Below are 20,012 nucleotides of genomic sequence, written 5' to 3'. Positions count from 1 at the left end.
CGGTGTTCTGGTTCATCCTTCTCGGACTGGGGACGGCGATGAGCGGGACGGCCATCTGGCTCGCGGCCCGGGATCGGCGCCGCGGGCGGGGGTGACGGGTCAGCCGACGTATCGACGGGCCGCCGAGCGCCGCTGCGCCTCGTCCAACGACGCGAGGCGCACCTCGACCCGGTGCGGGCGGGCCCGCCGCTCGGCGAGCAGCCAGCCCAGGCCGCGGGCCGCGTCGCAGGCCGCGAGCAGCGAGGTCCGGTCGCGGGGCACGGTCCGGGCCAGAAAGAGGGTCCGGCGTACGGCGGGGGCCAGCGGTCGCCGCAGCCAGGTGAACCAGAGGGTGTTGCGCAGCCCGACCCGCCGCCGGTGGGTGGCGTCCCGCAGTTTCGACGCGTGGTGGTGCACGGTCAGATCCTCGCGGTAGCAGAGTTCCCAGCCGGCGCTGACCAGGTCGGTGGCGAGCAGCTCCTCCTCACCGCCCAGCCAGAGCCGGGCGCTGAACCCGCCGGCCTGCTGGAACGCGTCGCGCCGCAGCACCGAGGCGCCGGCCAGGAAGCTGCCCAGCGCCGGGCCGGGCAGCCAGTCCGGGGCGGGCACCGGTGAGTCGCGCAGCTCGGCGACGATCGGGTCCTCGGCGCCGGACGGCTCGACCACGATCCGGGCGTTGACCACGGCCAGCCGCGGGTGGGCGTCGAGCAGGTCGGCGGCACGGGCGAGCGAGCCGGGCCGCCACCACGTGTCGTCGTCGCAGAAAGCCACGTACGGGGTGGTCAACCGGCGGACCCCCAGATTGCGACCGACCGCGCCCAGGTTGCGGCCCGCGGCGATGACGTCGACCTGGGGAAAGGCAGCGCGGACCGCGCCGGCGGTCCCGTCCGTCGAGCCGTTGTCGACCAGCACGACGGGCGGCTGCTCGGGCAGGGCCAGCAGCCGCTCGACGCAGGCCAGCGCCTCCTCGCGCCGCTGCCAGGTGATGACGACGACGCCGACCCGTGGATCTCTCACGAGCCCGCGCAATACCCCGATCCGGGCTCAGAACACGTGCTTGACCCAGTCGAAGGCCGTCATCACCCATTCGGTCTGGTGCAGGAAGGCGAAGCCGGCGACGACCAGGAACAGTCCGGACACGAGGTGCGCGCCGCGGGCGGTGTGCCGCGTCCGGTTCAGGTACCGCTCCAGCACCAGGCGTCCGACCAGCCGGGCGAGTGCGAACACGCCGACCCCGACCAGCAGCGTGAGCAGCAGGGCGGTCAGCGGGAGGGACAGCGAACCGCTGCCGGACAGCGCCCAGATGCCCCAGCAGACGAAGACGAACAGCGCGGCCGCGGTGCTCCACTCGCCGCCCCGACGTAGCTGGTCCACGTGCCAGCGCAGGCTGTGGCGCGGACGCGGCGGCTGCGCGCCGGGCCAGCCGGTGCCGGTCGGCTCGTGGGTCGCGGTCGGCTCAGGCTCACGGTGCACGCGCGGGTTGACCTGCGCGCGCCCCTGGCTGAACGGTGACTGCGGGCTCGCCGGCGGGTGCGGGCTGACCGGCGTCGGCTGGGTGGCGTCGAACTCGTGCACCGGCGACGTGGGCTGATCGGCCCACGGATCCTGCGGCGGCATGTCGAGCGTCCGCTCCGACCACTGCGGTTGCTCCGGCATGATTCCCCTCTCGCCTGTGAGCGGCCGGACGGCCGTCAGTTCCGAGAGTAACGAGCGCGCAAATAGGTGGCCGGAACCACGACGGTCCGTTACACAAGCTCCATGGACGGCATTGACATCCGGCGAGGTTCCAGCGCCGACATCCCCGCGGTCTGCGACCTGATCGGCATCGTGTTCCACGAGGATCTCACCGACGAGGGCAGACAGGACGAGGCCGAGGTCTTCGAGCCGGACCGGTCGCTGATCGCCGACGACCGGGGCGTGGTGGCCGGGCACACGCTGACGCATTCGCGGCATCTCACGGTGCCCGGCGGGGTGCTGCCGGCTGCGCACATCTCCAGCGTCGGGGTGCTGCCGACGCACCGGCGGCGGGGCATCCTGACCGCGCTGATGCGCCGCCAGCTCACCGAGATCGCGGCCGGGCCGGAGCCCATCGCGGTGCTCTGGGCGAGCGAGACCTCGATCTATCCGCGGTTCGGCTACGGCCTGGCCGCCCACCGGTTCAAGCTCTCGATCGAGAACCGCGAGGTCCGGCTGCCGGACCGGCCGGCCGGCCGGCTCCGGATGGGTGACCCGGGCGACCTGCGTGACGATCTCGTCAAGATGTACGACGCGATCCGCCCGCAGCGGGTCGGCTGGTCGGACCGCGACGACCGCTGGTGGCGCCACGTGCTGCGGGACATGGAGTCGCACCGTGGCGGCGCCACCCGGCGGCGCGCGGTGGTCCACGACGGCGCGGACGGCAGCCCGACCGGTTATGCGCTGTGGCGGGTCAAGCCCCGCTCGACCGCCCACGGCCCGGCCTGCGAGGTGCAGGTCCGCGAGGTGGTCGCCGCCGACCCGCAGACGTATCTGGCGCTCTGGCGCTTCCTGCTGAGCATCGATCTGAGCCGCACCGTCACCTTCGACCTGGCCGCGGTCGACGAGCCGCTGCAGTACCTGGTGGACGAGCCGCGCCGGCTCGGTCCCGAGTTCTCCGACTCGCTGTTCGTCCGCCTGACCGACCTGCCGGCCGCGCTGGCCGGCCGGCGGTACGCCGCCCCGGTCGACGTGGTGCTGGAGGTCGACGATCCGGTCCTGCCGGCCAACGCCGGGCGTTGGCGGCTCACCGGCGGCCCGGATTCGGCGACCTGCGTGCGGACCGGCGACCCGGCCGACACGGTGTGCTCGGTGACCGATCTGGGCGCGGCCTACCTGGGCGGCACCTCGCTGTCCGCGCTCGCGGCGGCCGGCCGGGTACGGCAGCTGACCGCCAACGATCCGGGCGTGGCGTTCGGCTGGCACCGGGCGCCCAGCGTGACCGAGACGTTCTGAGAGGTACCGTCGGGACCATGGCTGAGCCCGAACGCCGCCGCCGGCGCGTCCGCCCACCGTCGGGCACCACTGCGGCCGAGCCGCCCGTCCCGGTGCCGGGACCACCGCCGGTCCCGGTGCCGGCGGCGGGAACGGTGCCCGCGCCGGGACCGGTGCCCGCGCCGCCGCCGGGCCCGCCGCCGGTCCCCGTGGCCAAGCGGCCCGCCGCGCCGGCCGCCGCTGAGGACCGGGAGGCCGAGCGCGGTCTGCGCGGGCTGGTCGGTTCCGGCTCGTCGCAGGTGGGTGTCGGTGCCGCGCTGCGCGCCCGGGACGCGTCCCGGCCCACCGAGGCGGATCTCGCGGCGGCCGACCGTGACCTGGTGATCGTCCGCCGCAACTGGCTTCCCCGGGAGGATCTCCCCCGCCGCTGATTACGATGTGCGGGACCACCGTCGCTTTCTGGAAACGGCTGACCAACACATGCAGTGGAAGAACCGCCCCAATGGCCTGACCTGGTCAGGAGTCATCAAGAACGAGGAAGCCAAGCGGGAGGCGGCGGCCCGGCTGGCCGCCGAGCTGCAGGACGGGCAGACCGTCGGGATCGGCTCCGGCTCGACCAGCTTCCTCACCCTGCAGGCGCTGGCCGCCCGGGCCGCGGCCGAGGGCATCGCGTTCACCGCGATCCCCACCTCGATCGAGGTGGCCAACGCCTGCGCCGCGCTGGGCCTGCGCACCGCGACGCTGAACGAGGCGCGCCCCGACTGGTGCTTCGACGGCGCCGACGAGGTCGACCCGAAGAAGCGGTTGATCAAGGGCCGCGGTGGCGCGCTGTACCGGGAGAAGCTGATGATGGCCGCGGCGCCGAAGGCGTTCATCGTGGTCGACCAGTCGAAGATCGTCGAGCGCCTGGGGCAGAACTTCGCGGCCCCGGTGGAGATCGACCCGGACGCGTTGAGTCTGATCTTCGAGCAGCTGGCGGACTTTCCCGGGCTGGACGAGGTCACCCTGCGCCCGGCCGGGGGCAAGGACGGCCCGGTCATCACCGAGCGCGGCAACCTCACCCTCGACCTGCGGTTCAGCGAGATCGCCGACGACGCGCACACCCGGCTCAAGCAGATGTCCGGCGTCGTCGAGACCGGCCTGTTCTTCGGCTACGACTACGAATTGATCCTGGCCGGATAACGGCTAGAAGATCAACGCGGCGCGGAGCGCGAAGGCCACCTGATCGGCCGCCGCCCGCGCCGCGTCGATCGTCGCGATCTTCCGGGCGAAGCCGTGGTTCATCCCCATGTAGCGGGTGTGCACCACCGGCACCCCGGCCGCGATCAGCGCGTCCGCGTAATCGGCGCCCTCGTCGCGCAGCACGTCGTACTCCGCCGTGATGATCAGCGTGGCCGGCATCCCGGACAGGTCGGCGACCGCGAGGGGCGCCACGTCCGGGGTGAGCCGCAGCGCCGGCTGCGGCACGAAGGTCTCCCAGGCGAGCCGCATCGAGGCCCGGTCCAGCCCGTACTCCCCCAGCTCGTCGTACGACTCGGCGGAGGTCAGCGGGTCGAGCGCCGGGTAGATCAGCGCCTGGAAGTCCAGCGGCGTGCCGGCGTCCCGCTGCCGGCGCGCGGTCACGGTGGCCAGCTGGCCACCCGCACTGTCCCCGCCGATCGCCAGCCGGGACGCGTCCACACCCAGCTCCGCGGCGTTCTTGCGGACGTGGTCGAGCACGGTGGCGACGTCGTCCAGCGCGGCCGGGTGGACATGTTCCGGGGCGAGCCGGTAGCCCACCGACAGCACCGCCAGGCCGGACCGGTCGGCGACCCGCCGGCAGAACCGGTCGACGGTCTCGATACTGCCGTAGCACCAGCCGCCGCCGTGCAGATAGACCAGCAGCGGAGCGCCGGCGCGGGTGGCGTACAGCCGGCACGGCACCCCGTCGGCGTCCAGGTCGGCGACGACCGGCAGGGGCAGCGCCGGGCCGGTCTCCGCCTCGTTGGACTCCTCCATCGCGGCCCGGGTGTACCGCAGCCGCTCGTGGGGGCTGCCCGCCGACTCCTCGGCGGAGGGGCGGCGGCGAAGTCTCGCCGCCGCCGTCACCTGCGGGTGGAGCATCAGCCGAGCTGCGCGAGGACCAGGCCGCCCCGCGCTTTCGGGGTGAACCAGGTGCTCTTGCGCGGCAGTTTCAGCCGGGCCAGGTTGACCTCGACGAAATCGTCGACGGTGACCGGGGCGATCAGCACGGCCAGCGCGGACCGGCCGGCGTCCACCTCGCCGCGCAGCCAGGCGACCGGGTAGTCGCCGCCGATGTAGGAGATCCGCTTGTCGCCCGGCTCCAGGCCCAGCACGTCACCCAGCAGCACCCGCTCCACCAGGGCGTGGTCGAGGTTCTCCACGGCGGTGGCGGACGCCGCGGCGGGCAGGCCGACCGCGAACGTGCGGCCCGCGGCGTACAGCTCGATCGTCCCCTTGGCGGGCAGCTCCGCGGGACGCGGCAGCTCGGTGACCGTCGCACCGGCCTCGCGAAGCCGCTCGGCGAGCTCGTCGGGCGTCACCGAGATGTCGCCGACCAGGCGGTTGTACGGCTGGATCGCCACCGACGCGGGCGTCGTGATCACCGCGAGGAATCGCGGCAGCCCGCCGGTCTGCGCGGCCAGGCTGCGGTGGTTGCCGTCGGCGACCACCAGCTCACCGCCGCCGGCCAGCCCGGTCAGCCGGTCCTGCAGCGGGCCCGCGCCGACCACCCAGATGGCGTGGGTGCGGCCGCTCTGGTCGGTATCGGTGGCCTCCGGCTCGCCGGCCGCGTCACAGGCCTGCGCCAGCGCCGCGTGCAGTTCCTCGCCCTTGCCGGTCTGCAGCAGCAGCACCGGGGAGAGCAGGGTCTGCAGCGCCCCGGCCAGCGCGACCCGCTCGCGGACCTTGGCGATGAACACGTCCTCGTTGCGGATGACCAGGCCCGGCTCGTCGGCGCTGGTGGAGATCTGGTCGGTGTCCACCATGCTCCACAGCCCGTACGCCGCGGGCTCGTCCTTGCCGGTGATCCGGTAGAGCACCACGACGTGCTCAGCGTGCCGGTAGTGGCCCTCGGACTTGTCGCGCTCCAGCCGGACGACGGCGTCCGGGAGGCTGTCCGCGAAGGTCTTGCCGAGGGTCTCGGGCGCGAGGTGCGGCATCTCCACGGCCAGCGCGCTGTGCGGGTTGGCGGTGATGATGTCGGTGATTTCGGCGTCGTCGGCGAACTCGTCGTAATTCTGGGCGCCGGTGCCGCCAGTGGTGATCCAGGCCCGGCTGATCGGGTGCACGACCGTCATGCCTGGCAACTTACCCGGCGGTGTGCCGGTGCCGGCCCACCGGCATGTTCCCGCGTGACCGGCTCAACTGTGCGCGTCGATGCGCGTTCACCGGTCGTTTCACCGGCCCGGTGGTGACGATGATCGGCGGGGCGACGAGTTCCGCCAGCTCAGGGGATAAATCCGGCCATACTGCGCGTTGGACGCCGACGGTCACGCCGCCCGCGTCGCTGGATGAGGTGTACATCACCCCATCCAACGACGGCACCGGTGAACAGGTGGCGAACCAGTCAAAAAGAACTAGTCGAAAATCGGGCCGATCTCGCGGCTGCGCTTGATCTCGTAGAAGCCGGGTGTGCCGGCCACCAGCAGGACGCCGTCCCAGAGCCTGCCGGCCGCCTCGCCCTTGGGCGCCGGCGTGATCACCGGGCCGAAGAACGCGACCGTCTCGCCGTCGACCGGGCCGGGCGCGTGGATGACCGGCGTGCCGACATCCGTGCCGACCGGCTTCATGCCGGCGTTGTGGCTGGCCCGCAGCGCCTCGTCACGCTCGTCGGTGAGCGCGGCCGCGGCCAGTTCCGGATCGAGGCCGACCTCGGTCAGCGCCTCGCGGAACAGCTTCTCGTCCAACTCGTACTTCTGCAGGTGGATCCGGGTGCCGAGGGCCGTGTAGAGGTCACGCAGCACCTGCGGGCCGGCGGTCTCGGCCGCGGCGATGCAGACCCGCACCGGGCCCCAGCCCTTCGACATCAGTTCTCGGTACTGCTCGGGAAGGTCGCGGCCCTCGTTGAGCACGGACAGGCTCATCACGTTGAATCGGACGTCGAGGGGGCGCACCTTCTCCACCTCGAGCAGCCAGCGGGAGGTGATCCAGGCCCACGGGCACAGCGGGTCGAACCACATGTCGACGGTGGCGCGTTCAGTCATACATCGATCCTGCCACCACCGGGACGCGCCCGGCCGCATAGGCTTCGGGAAAAGCAGTCAGCTCGAAGGAGAGTGCACGTGGCCGGTGTTCACAACCTGACCCAGGTCGAGGCCGCGGAGCGGAGTCGATTGCTCGAGGTGACCGGGTACGACATCACCCTCGATCTGACCGACGGAAACGGCAATCCCGGTTCCGGCGTCTTCCGCTCCACCACTGTCGTGACGTTCGGGTGCACCGAGCCCGGCGCCGAGACGTTCATCGAGGCGGCGGCGGTCAAACTGCACCGCGCCACGCTGAACGGCGAACCGCTCGACCTGGACTCCTGGTCGGCGGAGAAGGGTCTGCCGCTGCCCGGTCTGGCGGCCGAGAACACGCTCGTCGTCGAGGGCGACTTCGCCTACTCGGCGAGTGGCCAGGGTCTGCAGCGCAGCGAGGACCCGGTCGACAAGGAGATCTACCTCTACAGCCAGTTCGAGACCGCCGACGCCCAGCGGGTGTACGCGGCGTTCGACCAGCCCGACCTCAAGAGCGAGTTCACCTGGCACGCGACCGCGCCGAACCACTGGAAAGTGGTCTCGAACATGCCGGTCGAGCGGGAGGAGCCGGTCGGCGCGGGCGCGCGGACCGTCCACTTCGCGAAGTCGCCGCGGATGAGCACGTACATCACCGCGATCTGCGCCGGGCCGTACCACGAGGTCCGTGATGCGCACGACGGCATCGAGCTGGGCGTCTTCTGCCGCGCCTCGATGGCCCGATACCTGGACGCCGACGACCTGTTCCTCATCACCAAGCAGGGCTTCGACTTCTTCCACGAGCAGTTCGGGGTGCGCTACCCGCTGCCCAAGTACGACCAGCTGTGGGTGCCGGACTTCAACGCCGGCGCGATGGAGAACTTCGGCTGCGTGACGCACGCCGAGGCGCACTACATCTTCCGCTCGCAGGTCACCGACTACGAGTACGAGCAGCGGGCCAACACGATCCTGCACGAGCTCGCCCACATGTGGTTCGGTGACCTGGTCACCATGCGCTGGTGGAACGACCTGTGGCTGAACGAGTCGTTCGCCGAGTGGGCCAGCCACTGGTGCAACACGCACGCCACCCGGTTCACCGACGCCTGGTCGACGTTCCTGGCCATGCGCAAGGCGTGGGGTTACCGCCAGGACCAGCTCTCCTCCACCCACCCGGTGTACTGCGAGATGCCGGACCTGGAGGCGGTCGAGGTCAACTTCGACGGCATCACGTACGCCAAGGGCGCCAGCGTGATCAAGCAGCTGGTCGCCTACGTCGGACTGGACGCGTTCCGGACCGGCCTGCGGGCCTACTTCGGCAAGCACGCCTGGGGCAACGCCACCTTCGACGACCTGCTCACCGAGCTGGAGACGGCGTCCGGCCGGGAACTGCGCAAGTTCGCCGCACAGTGGCTGGAGACCGCGCAGGTCAACACGCTGCGCCCGGTCGTCGAGCTGGACGACGAGCAGCGCTACACCCGCGTGACGGTGCTGCAGGAGGCCCCGGCCGACTACCCGACGCTGCGCACCCACCGGATCGGCATCGGTCTGTACGACCTGGACGGCGACCGTCTGGTCCGGCGCGAGCTGCTGGAGGTCGACGTGGCCGGCGAGCGCACCGAGATCACCGCGCTGGCCGGGGTCAAGGCACCGGACGTGCTGCTGCTCAACGACGACGACCTGACCTACGCCAAGCTGCGGCTGGACGAGCGCTCGATGGGCGTGCTGGTCGGCCACATCGCCGGCTTCGAGTCGTCGCTGCCGCGGGCGCTGTGCTGGGCGGCCGCGTGGGACATGCTGCGCGACGCCGAGCTGGCCGCCCGGGACTACGTGCAGCTGGTCTGCTCGGGTCTGCCGGCCGAGAGCGACATCAACCTGACCACCGCCACCCTGCGGCAGGCGGGCAGCGCGCTGGTCAGCTTCGCCGACCCGGAGTGGGCGCCGCAGGGCTGGGCGATGCTGGCCGAGCTGGCGCAGAGCCGGCTGGCGGTCGCCGAGCCGGGCAGCGGATGGCAGCTGACCTGGGCGCGGGCGTTCATCACCGCGGCGCGCACCGAGGAGCAGGCGGCGGTGCTGCGCGGCTGGCTGAACGACGGCCGGGCGCCGGCCGGGCTGGTCGTCGACACCGAGCTGCGCTGGTCGCTGCTGCAGGCGCTGGCCGCGATCGGGGCGGCCACCGCGCAGGAGATCGACGAGGAGCTCGGCGGGGACCGGACGGCCAGCGGCGAGCGGGAGGCGGCGATCGCCCGGGCGCTGCTGCCCACCGCGGAGAACAAGGCGCGGGTGTGGGCCGAGCTGACCGGGCCGCAGGCCCTGCCGAACTGGCTCAACCGGTCACTGCTGCAGGGCTTCCAGAGCACCCGGCAGGTGGCTCTCACGGCGCCGTACGCGGAGAAGTTCTTCGCCGCGGTGGGTGACGTGTGGGCCCGCTCGGACAGTGAGCCGGCGCAGGAGTTCGCCACCCTGGCGTACCCGAGCTTGCAGATCAGCGAGGACACGGTCGCGCTGACCGACGCCTGGCTGGCGCAGGACGGGCATCCGGCGTCGCTGCGCCGGCTGGTGGCCGAGGGCCGGGACGGGATCCTGCGGGCGTTGAAGGCCCGCGCGAAGGACCGCTCCGCGGGCTGAGTCTTCGCATATTGCAAGTTGCAGCGGCCCTGGCTGAGTAGGCTGACATCCCGCGGTGTGGGAGGTGGCCCGTGACGATGCTCAGCCAGGGTTCGCCGGCGCGCTGGAATGCGCCGGTCGGCCGATGGACCGAACCCGACCTGCACCTGTTCCCGCAGGACGGTCATCGGTACGAGATCGTCGACGGCAGCCTGCACGTCACCCCGCCACCGCGGGACGCCTCGCACGACGCCGTGGTCGAGGCGATCGTCACGACGCTGCGCGCCGCCGCCCCGCCGGACTGGTGGGTGTGCGTCCGACTGGGCGTGGAGATCGCGGAGAGCAGTCTGGTGCCCGATGTGACCGTGCTGCGCCCGCGGTCGTCCGGGGCGGTCTGGGTGGACCCGGCCGACGTGGCGCTGGTGGTCGAGGTGGAGTCGGCGGAGACCCGGCTCTACGACCGGCTGCTCAAGCCCGCGGTGTACGCGTCGGCGGGCATCCCGGCGTACTGGCGGGTCGCGCCCGGCCTGCTGACCGTCTACACCCTGGACGATGGGGAGTACCTGCATGTGGCGGAGGGCGCCGAGCATCTGCGCCTCGACGCCCCGTATCCGGTGCGGGTGACCCCGAAGGGCTGGTTCTAGGCCCTACCGGCGTGCGAGGCCAGCTGGTCGAGGCCGATCAGCAGGCCGCCCAGCAGGTCGCCGCCGGAGAACGAGCCGGCCATGCCGAAGGCGGCCAGTTTCGCGTCGCGGTCGGTGATCCGCCGGCGGGCCTCGTCACCGGTGACGATCTCCAGCCGGCGCTGGTCCGGCGAGACCGCCAGCAGCACGGCACGCTGCGGATTCCGGATCTCGGCGTGGAGTTTCTCGGCGGATTCGCGGACCGGCTCGGCCAGCTCACCGAGATAGATGCTGAAGGTCAGGCCGGTCGCCTGGTCGGCCAGGCGCAGCGCCTCGTCGAGGCGCAGCAGCTGACTCGTCGTGAAGGGAGTCTCGCGATCGGCGTCGGCCAGCTCACCACTTGTCACTTGCGCCTCCTGTCGGGCCGGGCCGGACCGGGGCGCCGGAGCTGTCCTCGATGACCAGTCCACGCTCGATCGCCGGGGTCGCGTGCCCGTGACCGGCCGCGGCGCGCTCGGGCGCGGCCAGGAACCACATCGGGGCGAACTCGTAGGGCCGGCCGGGGCGGTAGCGCCGGGACGGCTTGCCCTTGCCGGAGCCGGCGAACACGATGACGGCGACCGTGCCGATGACCGCGGCCGGGATGATCACATAGACCAGAACGGTGGTGGTTACAGACACCTGTCTCACGCCCCCTCGAACATCAATCACGGTAGCGGAGCGCAAATGGCGCCGGACGCTGGGGTGCTCTCACGCCGTCGGGATCTACGCGGATGGGGCGTGGCGATGCGAAAATCACCTTCACGCGCCGTCCGCGGGCTTTTCGACGCGAACGGCCTGGAGGGGGGATCCCATGCGCCTGGCCGTCGCTCTCGTTTTCCCGGTGCTCGCCGCCGTCCTGCTGCTGCCACCACCCGCCGCGCGGGCCGCCGCGGTGGTCTACGTCGAGCTGAACCCGAGCACCGTGCGCGCCGGGGACACCGTCTCGGTGCGCGCCTCCTGTGACGACAACCTGAAGGCGGCCGCGGTCAGCGCCGCCCCGATCGGGTCGGTCACGGTCGAGCCGCAGTACGGCTTCCTGACCGCCACCGCGACGGTGCCGGTCGGGCACCGGGCCGGCGACTACCCGGTGACCCTGCACTGCCCGGACGGCCGGACGGCGACCGCCACCCTGCACGTGGTCGCCCGGGTGGAGCCGAGCCGCGGGCCGGCCACCGGGGGCGGCGGCACCGCCCCGGAGCGGATCGTGCCGCTGCTGGTCGGCGGCGGCCTGGTGGCCATGGTCGCGGGCGCCGCGCTGGGCCTGGTGTCGATCCGCCGCCGGCGGGTGGGCTGAGGCCGCGGTGACCGACCCGACCGGAAAGCCGCCGCACGTGCCGGAGTCGGTGCGCCGCAAACGCCCGGCCCAGGTGATCACCGCCCCACCGCCGGGGACGGTGACCGGGCCGTTGCCGGCCCCGCGCCCGCAGGGCGGCCGGCCGGCGTTCCGGGTGCCGCTGCCACGCCGTACGCCCACGCCCCGGCCCGCCCCGGGCCGTCGCCGGCGCTGGCCGATCGGCTGGATCGCGCTGATCCTGTTCTTTCTCGGCCTGTTCGCGGTCGGCATGGGCCTGGGCGTGGCGACCGGCTTCGACCTGGGGATGTTCCGTGGCCCGGACGCGCCGCCGCCGCGCTCCTTCCCGGTGCTGGAGCCGAGCCGCCCGGAACGGCTGAGCATTCCGGAGCTGAAGGTCGATGCGCCGATCCTGCAGGTCGGGTTGGCCGGCGACGGGTCGGTGGACGTGCCGCCGCTGAACCGGCACAACGAGGTGGGCTGGTTCGACGGCGGGCCGACGCCGGGGCAGTTCGGGCCGGCGCTGTTCGTCGGGCACGCGGACACCCGCACCGGGCCGTCGGTCTTCCACGACCTGGGCCGGCTCAAACCGAAACAGCGGATCGAGGTGCGCCGCGCGGACGGCACGGTGGCGGTCTTCGAGGTGAACGCGGTCGAGCACTACGACAAGGACCAGCTGCCGGTGGGCAAGGTGTACGGCGATTACAGCCGGCCGTCGCTGCGGCTCATGACCTGTGGCGGGCGGTGGCTCGGGGGCGAGCAGGGCTACTCCGACAATGTGGTCGTCTACGCCTCGCTGATCGACTCCCGGAAATGATTACGCCGCCTCGGCTTCCAGGGCCGGGGCGGCGTGATTGTCGGGCAGGTCGAGCCAGTCCATCCAGCGGGGATCGGGCGTCCGGTGCCCGAGCACCCGCCAGGCCACCCCGCGCGGCGCCTGCGGTATCGCATGCAGCCGCCAGCCGAGCTCGGCCGGGGTCTTGTCACCCTTGCTGTGGTTGCACTTGGCGCAGGCGGCCACCACGTTGTCCCAGGCGTGCAAACCACCGCGGCTGCGCGGAAAGACGTGGTCGATGGTCTCGGCGGAGCCCCGGCAGTAGGCGCAGCGGCCGCCGTCCCGGGCGAAGATGGCCCGGCGGGAGAGCCCGACATGGGTGCGGTAGGGCACCTTCACATACCGCGTGAGGCGGACCACGGACGGGACCGGGAGCTGCTCGTGCGCGCTGTGCAGGATGCCGTCGCCGTCGGACACGCACTCCGCCTTGTCGGTGAGGACGAGGATGGTCGCCCGACGCACCGATACGACGCACAGCGGCTCGTAGGTAGCGTTCAGCACCAACGCGGAAGAGCCCACTGTGGGTCGTATGTCAGGCATCCTGATCACCTTTCCGGTGTCCGTTGCTGTGTAGCGCTCCCGTAGCTCAGCCGTGTGTGATCTGGGCCTCGCTGACGAAGCCTGTGCGCCAATAGTCCCTGATGGATGACCAAATTGCGAGCGTTATCTGTAGCCGGACGGTAAACGTCTGACGTCATCCACCCAGCCGGACCCGGTACCTTGACTCCCCGTGTTCCTTGCTCCGTCAACTCCCGATCCCAGTCTTCCGACGGTCAACCTGACCAAGTCGTGCACCGAGGACTCGGTGTGCAACTGGATGACCCACCACGACGTGCCGGGCTGGATCGCCCAGAGCGGTTACGTGATCGTGGTCAAACCGGTCCGGATCATCGCGATCATCGCGATCGCCATGCTGATCCGCTGGCTGCTGCACCGGATGATCACCCGGCTCACCGCCAGCACCTCCCGGGCCGCGATGCCGGCGCTGCTCAAGCCGCTGAAGGAGCGGTCCGACGTCACCGCCGAGGACGCACAGTTCATCCCGGAGCGCCGCCGGCAGCGGGCCGAGGCGATCGGCTCGGTGCTGCGCAGCTTCGTCAGCGCGGTGGTCTTCACCATGGCGGCGCTGCTGGTGATGGGCGAGTTCGGCTTCAACCTGGGCCCGCTGCTGGCCAGTGCCGGGATCGTCGGGGTGGCCCTCGGCTTCGGCGCGCAGAGCCTGGTCAAGGATCTGATCGCCGGCCTGTTCATGCTGCTGGAGGATCAGTACGGGGTGGGCGACACGGTCGACCTGGGCGAGGCCACCGGCGTGGTGGAGAGCGTCGGCCTGCGGATCACCACGGTCCGCGACTCGCGCGGCGTGCTGTGGTACATCCGCAACGGCGAGATCGTCCGGGTCGGCAACAAGAGCCAGGGCTGGGCCATGGTGGTGATCGACATTCCGATCGGGTTCGTCAACTCGGAGGAGGCGGTCGCGGTGCTCAGCACGGCCGCCGCGGCGGTGGCCGAGCATCCGGAGCACCAGACCGAGTTCATCGAGCCGCCCAGCGTGGTCGGCGTCGAGCAGCTGACCGTGGACGGCGCCACGATCCGGACGATCGCCAAGACCACCGCGGACAGTCAGGCGTCCGTGCAGCGGGAGCTGCGCCGGGCGCTGGCCGAGGCGCTGGAGAGCAGCGGGATGTCCGAGCGCATCGCCGCGTCCCGGCTGGCCCCGCGGTCCGCGGTGCCGCCGCCCGCCTGGTACACGACGCCCGGAAATTCCTCGTCTTCGATCGGTGACCAGCGGCCCGGCGGAACGGCCTGACCTGCGCTTACGCGACCCGATTAGGTTACGCCCTCCACCGAACGGCTAAAAATGGGGCCAACCGCCCTAGCCTCCCCTAGAACGATCGGGCAGAATCCGGAACAGCTCTTGCATCTGCACGAGCACGTTCACGCCGGTCGATGGAGGACATGTGGCCAACGATCCGGAGGGCCCACAGCACGCCGCGAAGGTTACAGAAGGCGATCACCCGGTCACCTTCCGTAGCCTTCTCGCGCTGCGGGAGTTCCGGGCGATCTACGCCTCCCAGGTCATCAGCGTGCTCGGCGACTTCCTGACCCGCGCCGCGGTGACCGTCCTGGTCTATCAGCAGACCCACTCGGTGCTGCTGTCGGCGTTCTCGTTCGCCGTGGTCTACCTGCCGAACATCCTGGTCGGCCCGCTGCTGGCCACGCTCGGCGACCGCTACCCGCACCGGCGGGTGATGATCGCCTCCGACCTGTTCCGGATGGCGCTGACCGCACTGCTGCTGATCCCCGGCCTGCCCACCGCGCTGATCCTGCTGGTGGTGCTGGTGGCCAGCCTGGGCACCCCCGCCGGGCAGGCGGCCCGCTCCGCGCTGTACCCGCTGGCGGTCGGCCGGGACCGCCTCACCCTGGCGCTGGTCACCTCCAACAGCACCGTGCAGATGGCCCAGGTGGTCGGCTACCTGACCGGCGCGGCGCTGGCGGTCGGCCTCGGCCCGCGGGTCGCCCTCGGCGTGGACGTCGCCACCTTCGCGGCCTCCGTGCTGCTGGTCGCCGCCGGGGTGCAGACCCGGCCCGGCGCGATCAGCCCGGAACGTCGCCGACACCTGCTGACCGAGACCGCCGAGGGTTTCCGGCTGGTCTTCGGGCATCCGGTGCTGCGCCCGATCGCGGTGGTGGTGCTCACCACCGTCGCCTTCAGCGTCGTGCCGGAGGGCCTGGCCGCCTCCTGGGCCGCCGAGGCCACCCCCAAGGGCATCCCGCAGGGGATCGAACAGGGTCTGATCATGGCGGCCGCGCCGCTCGGCTTCGTCGCCGGCGGCCTGCTGTTCAGCCACCTGGTCCCGGTCGAGCGACGCTGGCGGCTGCTGCCGATCCTGGCCGTGCTGGTTCCGCTGAGCCTGGTGCCGGTGCTGCCCGGCCCGCAGGGCACCACCGTCGCGGTGCTGACCGCTCTGTGCGGGATGGCGGCCGGCGCCGCCCTGCCCGCCCTGAACGCCGCGTTCGTCCTGGTCCTGCCGCTCAGCCACCGGGCCCGCGCGTTCGGCGTGATGAGCAGCGGGGTGCAGGCCAGCCAGTTCCTCGCCGTGCTGGTCACCGGCGTGCTGGCGGACCACGTCCGGATCCCGCTGGTGGTCGCGTCGTGGAGCGCCGTCGGGGCGGTCGCGGTCGCCCTGATCGGGCTCCGGTGGCCGAGCCGGGAACGCTTCGCCGCCGCCGAGCGGGAGGCGGCCGCCGAGCAGGCCACGGCGCCGGTCCCGCAGCAACCGTCCCGGCCCGCGGGGCAGGCCGAACCGGCCACCTGAGCCGCGGCTGGCAGGATGGTCCGGTGAGCTCCTTCTACGACGAAGTGGGCGGCGAACCCACGTTCCGCCGCCTGGTCGACAAGTTCTACGAGGGCGTCGCCGAGGACCCGCTGCTGCGCCCGATGTATCCGGAGGAGGATCTCGGCCCGGCCGCCGACCGGCTGACCCTCTTCCTGATGCAGTACTGGGGCGGCCCGAACACGTACTCGGCCGGCCGCGGCCACCCCCGGCTGCGGATGCGGCACGCCCCCTTCCCGGTCGGCCCGGCCGCCCGGGACGCCTGGTTGACACACATGCGCACCGCGGTCGACTCGCTGGATCTCGACGACGCGCACCGCACGACCCTCTGGAACTACCTGGAGCACGCGGCGAACTTCATGGTGAACACGATGGATCCCGTCGAGCCACCTCGATGATCGTGACGCGGCCGCCGGTGACTCGTTGATCGGTTGTCCGTCCACTCACCGGGAGCCGCCCCATGCGTCGTCGCCTGCTGGCCGTCGCCACCGTTTTCCTCGCCGCGCTGGGAGGTTCCCCGCCGCCGGCGGTGGCCGACATCACGCAGTCCGGCATCGTCTCGGCCAACCCGGTCGACTGGACCCCGCACGTACTCGACGGCACCGTCTGGGCGCTCGCCGTCGTCGGTGACACGGTCATCGTCGGCGGCGCCTTCACCCGGGTCGCCGACGCCGGCCGGCACACCACCCTGGCCCGCAAGAACATCTTCGCGTTCGACCTGAACGACGGCACGATCCGCTCGTTCGCCCCGGAGGTCGACGGCGCGATCTACTCGCTCGCCCCCGGCGCCGACGGCACCGTCTACGCCGGTGGCGCGTTCAAGACCGTGAACGGCGCCTCCTCCCGCGGGCTGACCCGGCTCTGGCTGGGCAGCGGCAACCGGGACACCGGATTCCGCGCCCACGTCAACTGGGGCGACGTGCGGGCCCTCGCCACCCGCGGCGACGACCTGTACGCCGGTGGCACCTTCTCCGCGATCAACGGCACCGAGCGGGTCGGCCTGGCCCGGATGAACGCCGAGTCGGGCGCGGTCGACCGGGGCTTCGACGCCCGCCTGTCCGGCCCCGGCCTGAGCCGCGTCCGGGTCGAGCACTTCGACGTCACCGCGGACGGCCGCAAACTCGTCGCGGTCGGCGCCTTCCTGCGGGCCGGCAGCGCCGACCGGACCCAGATCGCCCTCTTCGACGTCGGCGGCTCCGCGGCCCAGCTCAGCGGCTGGTACACCGACGACTACAAGCCGCAGTGCATGAAGGGCTTCGACACCTACCTGCGGCAGGTCAAATTCTCGCCGGACGGCTCCTACTTCGTGGTCGCCGCGACCGGGCGGGCCTCCTCCGCCCAGAAGCTCTGCGACTCGGCGGCCCGCTTCGAGACCAACCGCACCGGCGGCCAGCATCCGACCTGGGTGCAGCGCACCGGCGGCGACTCCCTCTACGCGGTGGCGATCACCGGGCCGGCCGTCTACCTGGGCGGACACCAGCGCTGGTTCGACAACCCGTACGGCACCGACGGCAACGGTCCGGGGCCGGGGGCGGTCTCCCGGCCGGGCATCGGGGCGGTCAGCCCGATCACCGGGAGGGCGCTGTCCTGGAACCCGACCCGGGCCCGCGGCGTCGGCGTCCGCGCCTTCCTGACGGTGCCGCGCGGCCTGCTGGTCGGCTCGGACACCGATCAGCTGGGCAAGGAGTACCACGGCCGGATCGGCATGTTCCCGCTCGACTGACGATCGTGCAGCGGATGCCGCGGCTCCCGTTCGGGCCGCGGCATCCGCGCGTGAAACGACACATCAACTTCAAGATCTTGATGTCGTGCGCTGCGGCCGACAACTGATCGCCGCTCCCGCCGAGGGTCCCTGCGGGCTTCGCTGGCCGCTACGCGTCCAGACCGCGAAGCCCTCCGGTCCTACATCCGCGGGTGGTCACCGAGAACCAACCCCGCGCCTGCCCTCCCCGGGCGCTTCCCCGCATCCTGCCCCACGTCGCAGCCCGCGAGGCGTCCGCCAGGGCAGCCCATGGCGCGCCCGTCAGATCAGTCCGCGCCTGTCAGCGCAGCTCACGGGGCAGCCGCCAGAGCAGCCGACGGCGCGCCCGTCAGATCAGTCCGCGCCCGTCAGCGCAGCTCACGGGGCAGCCGCCAGAGCAGCCGACGGCGCGCCCGTCAGATCAGTCCGCGCCCGTCAGCGCAGCTCACGGGGCAGCCGCCGGAGCAGCCCACGGCGCGCCCGTCAGAGCAGGGCGCCCTCGTCGTGGAGCCAGTCCACGAACGACGTGGCGACCGCGGCGCCGCAGTCGAGCAGCTCCACCAGCAGCGTGTCGTGGGCGCCGGCGGCCAGCGGCACCTGCAGCTCGGCGTAGATCGGCAGCTGCCCGCGCTCGGTCGCGTCCCCCACATAGGCCTTGCAGAACCGGCGGGTGTGGTTCCACTCGTTGACCACCCGGTAGGCCCGGTCGGCCCAGTCCGGCGGGACGGTCGCGTGCGGACGGGCCCGCATCACCAGGATCTCGTCCTCCGGACCCTCCAGCGTGAACAGCACCGCGTGCCGCTCCCACATGGCCAGGAGGCTGCCACCGCCGTCGGCGAGGAACCGAATGTCGAGCAGGTCGAGGGCCTTGCCGATGCGGGCCAGCGTGACCGGCTCGACCACCTCGGCGGAGCCGGAGACGGCCGACAGATCGGACGGGGTCGCGCCGCGGCCGAGCTCACGGTCGGGGGTGCGGCTGAGCTCGCACTCGGGGACACGGTCGGGGGCGGCGCCGCGACCGGGCTCGCGGTCGGCGCCGCGGCTCAGGTCGTTGTCGGACGGCACCCCGGTCCGGCCGGGCTCGCGCTGAGCCGGAACTCCGACGCGGACGGTGCTCTGCACCGCCACCTCGCCGCCGGTGTCCGGCTCGTTCGCCGCGGACGATCCCGGACGCCATGACCACCAAGGCATCGTGTGCACCTCGCTCCCCAACAGACCCGCTGCCGGACGTTGCAGTAGATCCGAGGGCCGACGGTACCCGTCCGTTTCCTAATGGTCATCCCCCCAACGGGAGGCCGAAACCAGAAGAACGATGTGGCCTCACCCTTTCGGGTGACTCGACATCGGCATAACGGTCAATTTGTGGGCGCTCTGTCGCCACGCGACTCCATATGGTGCCGAAATTCCCACCCAGGACCCCGCTGTGCGCACGCGGGCGTCCGCCGGCTCGGCGCCGCGAGGACCGAGAAATCCCATTCGCGCCACCGCCTGGACGAGCCGCTGGGACACCTCGACCGGACCTGCTCCCTCCGGGGTGACGACAAGCGCGACGTGGTCCAGGAGCGCGTCGCGGACCGCCCGCTGCCCGACGGCGCGCCCGGCGACCCCGCCCGCGGTCACCTCGCGCAGGGTGCCGGCGGCCGCGGCGGCCAGCCGGGTCAGTTCGGCGCCGGCCACCGACTCGACCGCGGTGCTCGCGGCCGGCGGCAGCGGCCAGCGCCACCGGGTGTCCCGGCGCTCCGGCAGCTCCGCGCCGCCGGCGGCCAGCACGGCCAGCAGCTCCGCCGCGGACACCGTGGCGTCGCCCGGCCCGGGTCCTGCCACCTCGCGGGTGACCAGCACGTCCCACGGCAGGTGGGCCCAGAGCGCGGTGCGGCCGGCGGTGGAGCGCAGCCGCACCGGGGCGCCCGGGTCGAGCCGGGTCAGCCGAGCCAGGAACGCGCCGGCGTCCGGCACCCCGAGCAGGCCGTGCCCGGACATCAGGCCACCTCGACGTAGGGCTTCAGGAAGTCGCGTTCGGCGTCGGTCAGCCGCCGCGGGTGCCCGGCGGCCAGGTGATAGGGCACGCACACCGATTTCGCCCGGCTGGCCAGCACGCCGTCGTCGAACAGCTCGTACGACACGGTGAACGCGGCCGCCCGCAGCTCGGAGATCCACATTTCGACGCGGACCGGCTCGCCGAAGTCCACCGGGCGCAGATAGTCGATCTCGTGGCGGGCGATCACGATGCCCTCCTCGAACGAGCCGAGGCCGTGGTTGCGCGCCCCGACGAAGAACATCGCCACGCGCGCCTCCTCGTACAGGGTGAGGAAGCGCGCGTTGTTGACGTGCCCGTACGCGTCCATGTCGGACCAGCGCACGGGCACGTCGTAGGTGAATCGCCTACTCATGATCCC

The 20,012-nt window shown here is 72.2% G+C and carries 22 protein-coding genes; 11 read left to right on the top strand and 11 right to left on the bottom strand.

Annotated features, from left to right (window positions below; all coding sequences use genetic code 11):
• Nucleotides 1–99: 99 nt before the first annotated feature.
• Together ACSP50_RS06200 and ACSP50_RS06195 are read right to left on the bottom strand one after the other, a co-directional pair.
• On the bottom strand, nt 100–996 hold the full coding sequence (locus ACSP50_RS06200) for a glycosyltransferase family 2 protein (RefSeq protein ID WP_043510926.1): 897 nt from the start codon (nt 994–996) through the stop codon (nt 100–102).
• A gap of 27 nt (nt 997–1,023) precedes the next feature.
• Nucleotides 1,024–1,635 (bottom strand): hypothetical protein, encoded by a 612-nt coding sequence (locus ACSP50_RS06195; RefSeq protein ID WP_014688301.1) that lies wholly within the window; start codon nt 1,633–1,635, stop codon nt 1,024–1,026.
• Between the two features lie 102 nt (nt 1,636–1,737).
• Here ACSP50_RS06195 and ACSP50_RS06190 point away from each other — a divergent pair, with 102 nt between their 5' ends.
• From ACSP50_RS06190 to rpiA, 3 genes are read left to right on the top strand one after another with little or no spacing between them, the layout of a single operon-like run.
• Nucleotides 1,738–2,949, top strand: coding sequence for a GNAT family N-acetyltransferase (locus tag ACSP50_RS06190; RefSeq protein ID WP_014688300.1), 1,212 nt, complete (start codon nt 1,738–1,740; stop codon nt 2,947–2,949).
• A gap of 17 nt (nt 2,950–2,966) precedes the next feature.
• Complete coding sequence (locus ACSP50_RS06185; RefSeq protein WP_043510923.1) at nt 2,967–3,359, top strand: hypothetical protein; 393 nt, start codon at nt 2,967–2,969, stop codon at nt 3,357–3,359.
• 49 nt (nt 3,360–3,408) lie between these two features.
• The gene (gene rpiA, locus ACSP50_RS06180; protein ID WP_014688298.1) at nt 3,409–4,110 is read left to right on the top strand and encodes a ribose 5-phosphate isomerase A; all 702 of its coding nucleotides are present in this window, start codon (nt 3,409–3,411) and stop codon (nt 4,108–4,110) included.
• A gap of 3 nt (nt 4,111–4,113) precedes the next feature.
• Here the strand turns inward: rpiA and ACSP50_RS06175 are convergent, their stop codons facing one another.
• The 3 genes from ACSP50_RS06175 to ACSP50_RS06160 all read right to left on the bottom strand — a co-directional run bounded on the left by ACSP50_RS06175 (nt 4,114) and on the right by ACSP50_RS06160 (nt 7,133).
• Nucleotides 4,114–5,031 (bottom strand): alpha/beta hydrolase, encoded by a 918-nt coding sequence (locus ACSP50_RS06175; protein WP_014688297.1) that lies wholly within the window; start codon nt 5,029–5,031, stop codon nt 4,114–4,116.
• Entirely contained in the window at nt 5,031–6,227 is a 1,197-nt protein-coding gene (locus ACSP50_RS06170; RefSeq protein WP_014688296.1) for a DUF1015 family protein, read from the bottom strand. The genes ACSP50_RS06175 and ACSP50_RS06170 overlap by 1 nt, the downstream gene beginning before the upstream one ends.
• A gap of 279 nt (nt 6,228–6,506) precedes the next feature.
• Complete coding sequence (locus ACSP50_RS06160; RefSeq protein WP_014688294.1) at nt 6,507–7,133, bottom strand: DSBA oxidoreductase; 627 nt, start codon at nt 7,131–7,133, stop codon at nt 6,507–6,509.
• 78 nt (nt 7,134–7,211) lie between these two features.
• Here ACSP50_RS06160 and pepN point away from each other — a divergent pair, with 78 nt between their 5' ends.
• Together pepN and ACSP50_RS06150 are read left to right on the top strand one after the other, a co-directional pair.
• On the top strand, nt 7,212–9,770 hold the full coding sequence (pepN, locus tag ACSP50_RS06155; protein ID WP_014688293.1) for an aminopeptidase N: 2,559 nt from the start codon (nt 7,212–7,214) through the stop codon (nt 9,768–9,770).
• A 77-nt stretch (nt 9,771–9,847) separates the two neighbouring features.
• Nucleotides 9,848–10,393: a Uma2 family endonuclease gene (locus tag ACSP50_RS06150; protein ID WP_014688292.1), complete on the top strand. Its 546-nt coding sequence runs from the start codon at nt 9,848–9,850 to the stop codon at nt 10,391–10,393.
• Here the strand turns inward: ACSP50_RS06150 and ACSP50_RS06145 are convergent.
• Together ACSP50_RS06145 and ACSP50_RS06140 are read right to left on the bottom strand one after the other, a co-directional pair.
• Nucleotides 10,390–10,779: a DUF5130 family protein gene (locus tag ACSP50_RS06145; RefSeq protein WP_014688291.1), complete on the bottom strand. Its 390-nt coding sequence runs from the start codon at nt 10,777–10,779 to the stop codon at nt 10,390–10,392. The two genes, ACSP50_RS06150 and ACSP50_RS06145, sit on opposite strands and share 4 nt — an antisense overlap.
• Complete coding sequence (locus tag ACSP50_RS06140; RefSeq protein WP_014688290.1) at nt 10,766–11,053, bottom strand: hypothetical protein; 288 nt, start codon at nt 11,051–11,053, stop codon at nt 10,766–10,768. The genes ACSP50_RS06145 and ACSP50_RS06140 overlap by 14 nt, the downstream gene beginning before the upstream one ends.
• A gap of 172 nt (nt 11,054–11,225) precedes the next feature.
• Between ACSP50_RS06140 and ACSP50_RS06135 the strand changes: the two genes are divergently transcribed.
• Nucleotides 11,226–11,708: a hypothetical protein gene (locus ACSP50_RS06135; RefSeq protein WP_080127734.1), complete on the top strand. Its 483-nt coding sequence runs from the start codon at nt 11,226–11,228 to the stop codon at nt 11,706–11,708.
• Nucleotides 11,709–11,715: 7 nt separating this feature from the next.
• On the top strand, nt 11,716–12,522 hold the full coding sequence (locus tag ACSP50_RS06130; protein WP_014688288.1) for a class F sortase: 807 nt from the start codon (nt 11,716–11,718) through the stop codon (nt 12,520–12,522).
• Here the strand turns inward: ACSP50_RS06130 and ACSP50_RS06125 are convergent, their stop codons facing one another.
• Nucleotides 12,523–13,080, bottom strand: a complete 558-nt coding sequence (locus ACSP50_RS06125) for an HNH endonuclease (protein ID WP_014688287.1) — start codon at nt 13,078–13,080, stop codon at nt 12,523–12,525. It lies immediately after the preceding gene.
• Nucleotides 13,081–13,357: 277 nt separating this feature from the next.
• Here ACSP50_RS06125 and ACSP50_RS06120 point away from each other — a divergent pair, with 277 nt between their 5' ends.
• The 4 genes from ACSP50_RS06120 (at nt 13,358) to ACSP50_RS06105 (ending at nt 17,598) form a co-directional block, all read left to right on the top strand.
• On the top strand, nt 13,358–14,347 hold the full coding sequence (locus ACSP50_RS06120) for a mechanosensitive ion channel family protein (RefSeq protein WP_063713999.1): 990 nt from the start codon (nt 13,358–13,360) through the stop codon (nt 14,345–14,347).
• A gap of 151 nt (nt 14,348–14,498) precedes the next feature.
• Nucleotides 14,499–15,857: an MFS transporter gene (locus ACSP50_RS06115; RefSeq protein ID WP_014688285.1), complete on the top strand. Its 1,359-nt coding sequence runs from the start codon at nt 14,499–14,501 to the stop codon at nt 15,855–15,857.
• Nucleotides 15,854–16,273: a globin gene (locus tag ACSP50_RS06110; RefSeq protein WP_043513620.1), complete on the top strand. Its 420-nt coding sequence runs from the start codon at nt 15,854–15,856 to the stop codon at nt 16,271–16,273. Before ACSP50_RS06115 ends, ACSP50_RS06110 begins: the two co-directional genes overlap by 4 nt.
• Nucleotides 16,274–16,335: 62 nt before the next feature.
• A complete protein-coding gene (locus tag ACSP50_RS06105; RefSeq protein ID WP_014688283.1) occupies nt 16,336–17,598 on the top strand; it encodes a hypothetical protein in 1,263 nt (420 codons plus the stop codon).
• 501 nt (nt 17,599–18,099) lie between these two features.
• On the opposite strand, the gene ACSP50_RS06100 is transcribed toward ACSP50_RS06105, so the two are convergent.
• From ACSP50_RS06100 to ACSP50_RS06090, 3 genes are all read right to left on the bottom strand, one after another.
• The gene (locus tag ACSP50_RS06100; protein ID WP_014688282.1) at nt 18,100–18,807 is read right to left on the bottom strand and encodes a YbjN domain-containing protein; all 708 of its coding nucleotides are present in this window, start codon (nt 18,805–18,807) and stop codon (nt 18,100–18,102) included.
• Between the two features lie 129 nt (nt 18,808–18,936).
• Complete coding sequence (locus tag ACSP50_RS06095) at nt 18,937–19,596, bottom strand: hypothetical protein (protein WP_014688281.1); 660 nt, start codon at nt 19,594–19,596, stop codon at nt 18,937–18,939.
• Nucleotides 19,596–20,006 carry a thioesterase family protein gene (locus tag ACSP50_RS06090; protein WP_014688280.1) on the bottom strand — a complete coding sequence of 137 codons (411 nt, stop codon included), beginning with the start codon at nt 20,004–20,006 and terminating at the stop codon, nt 19,596–19,598. Before ACSP50_RS06090 ends, ACSP50_RS06095 begins: the two co-directional genes overlap by 1 nt.
• Between the last annotated feature and the right edge of the window lie 6 nt (nt 20,007–20,012).

Source organism: Actinoplanes sp. SE50/110 (assembly GCF_900119315.1).
Taxonomy (GTDB): Bacteria; Actinomycetota; Actinomycetes; order Mycobacteriales; family Micromonosporaceae; genus Actinoplanes.
This window is presented reverse-complemented; position numbering and strand designations above follow the sequence as displayed.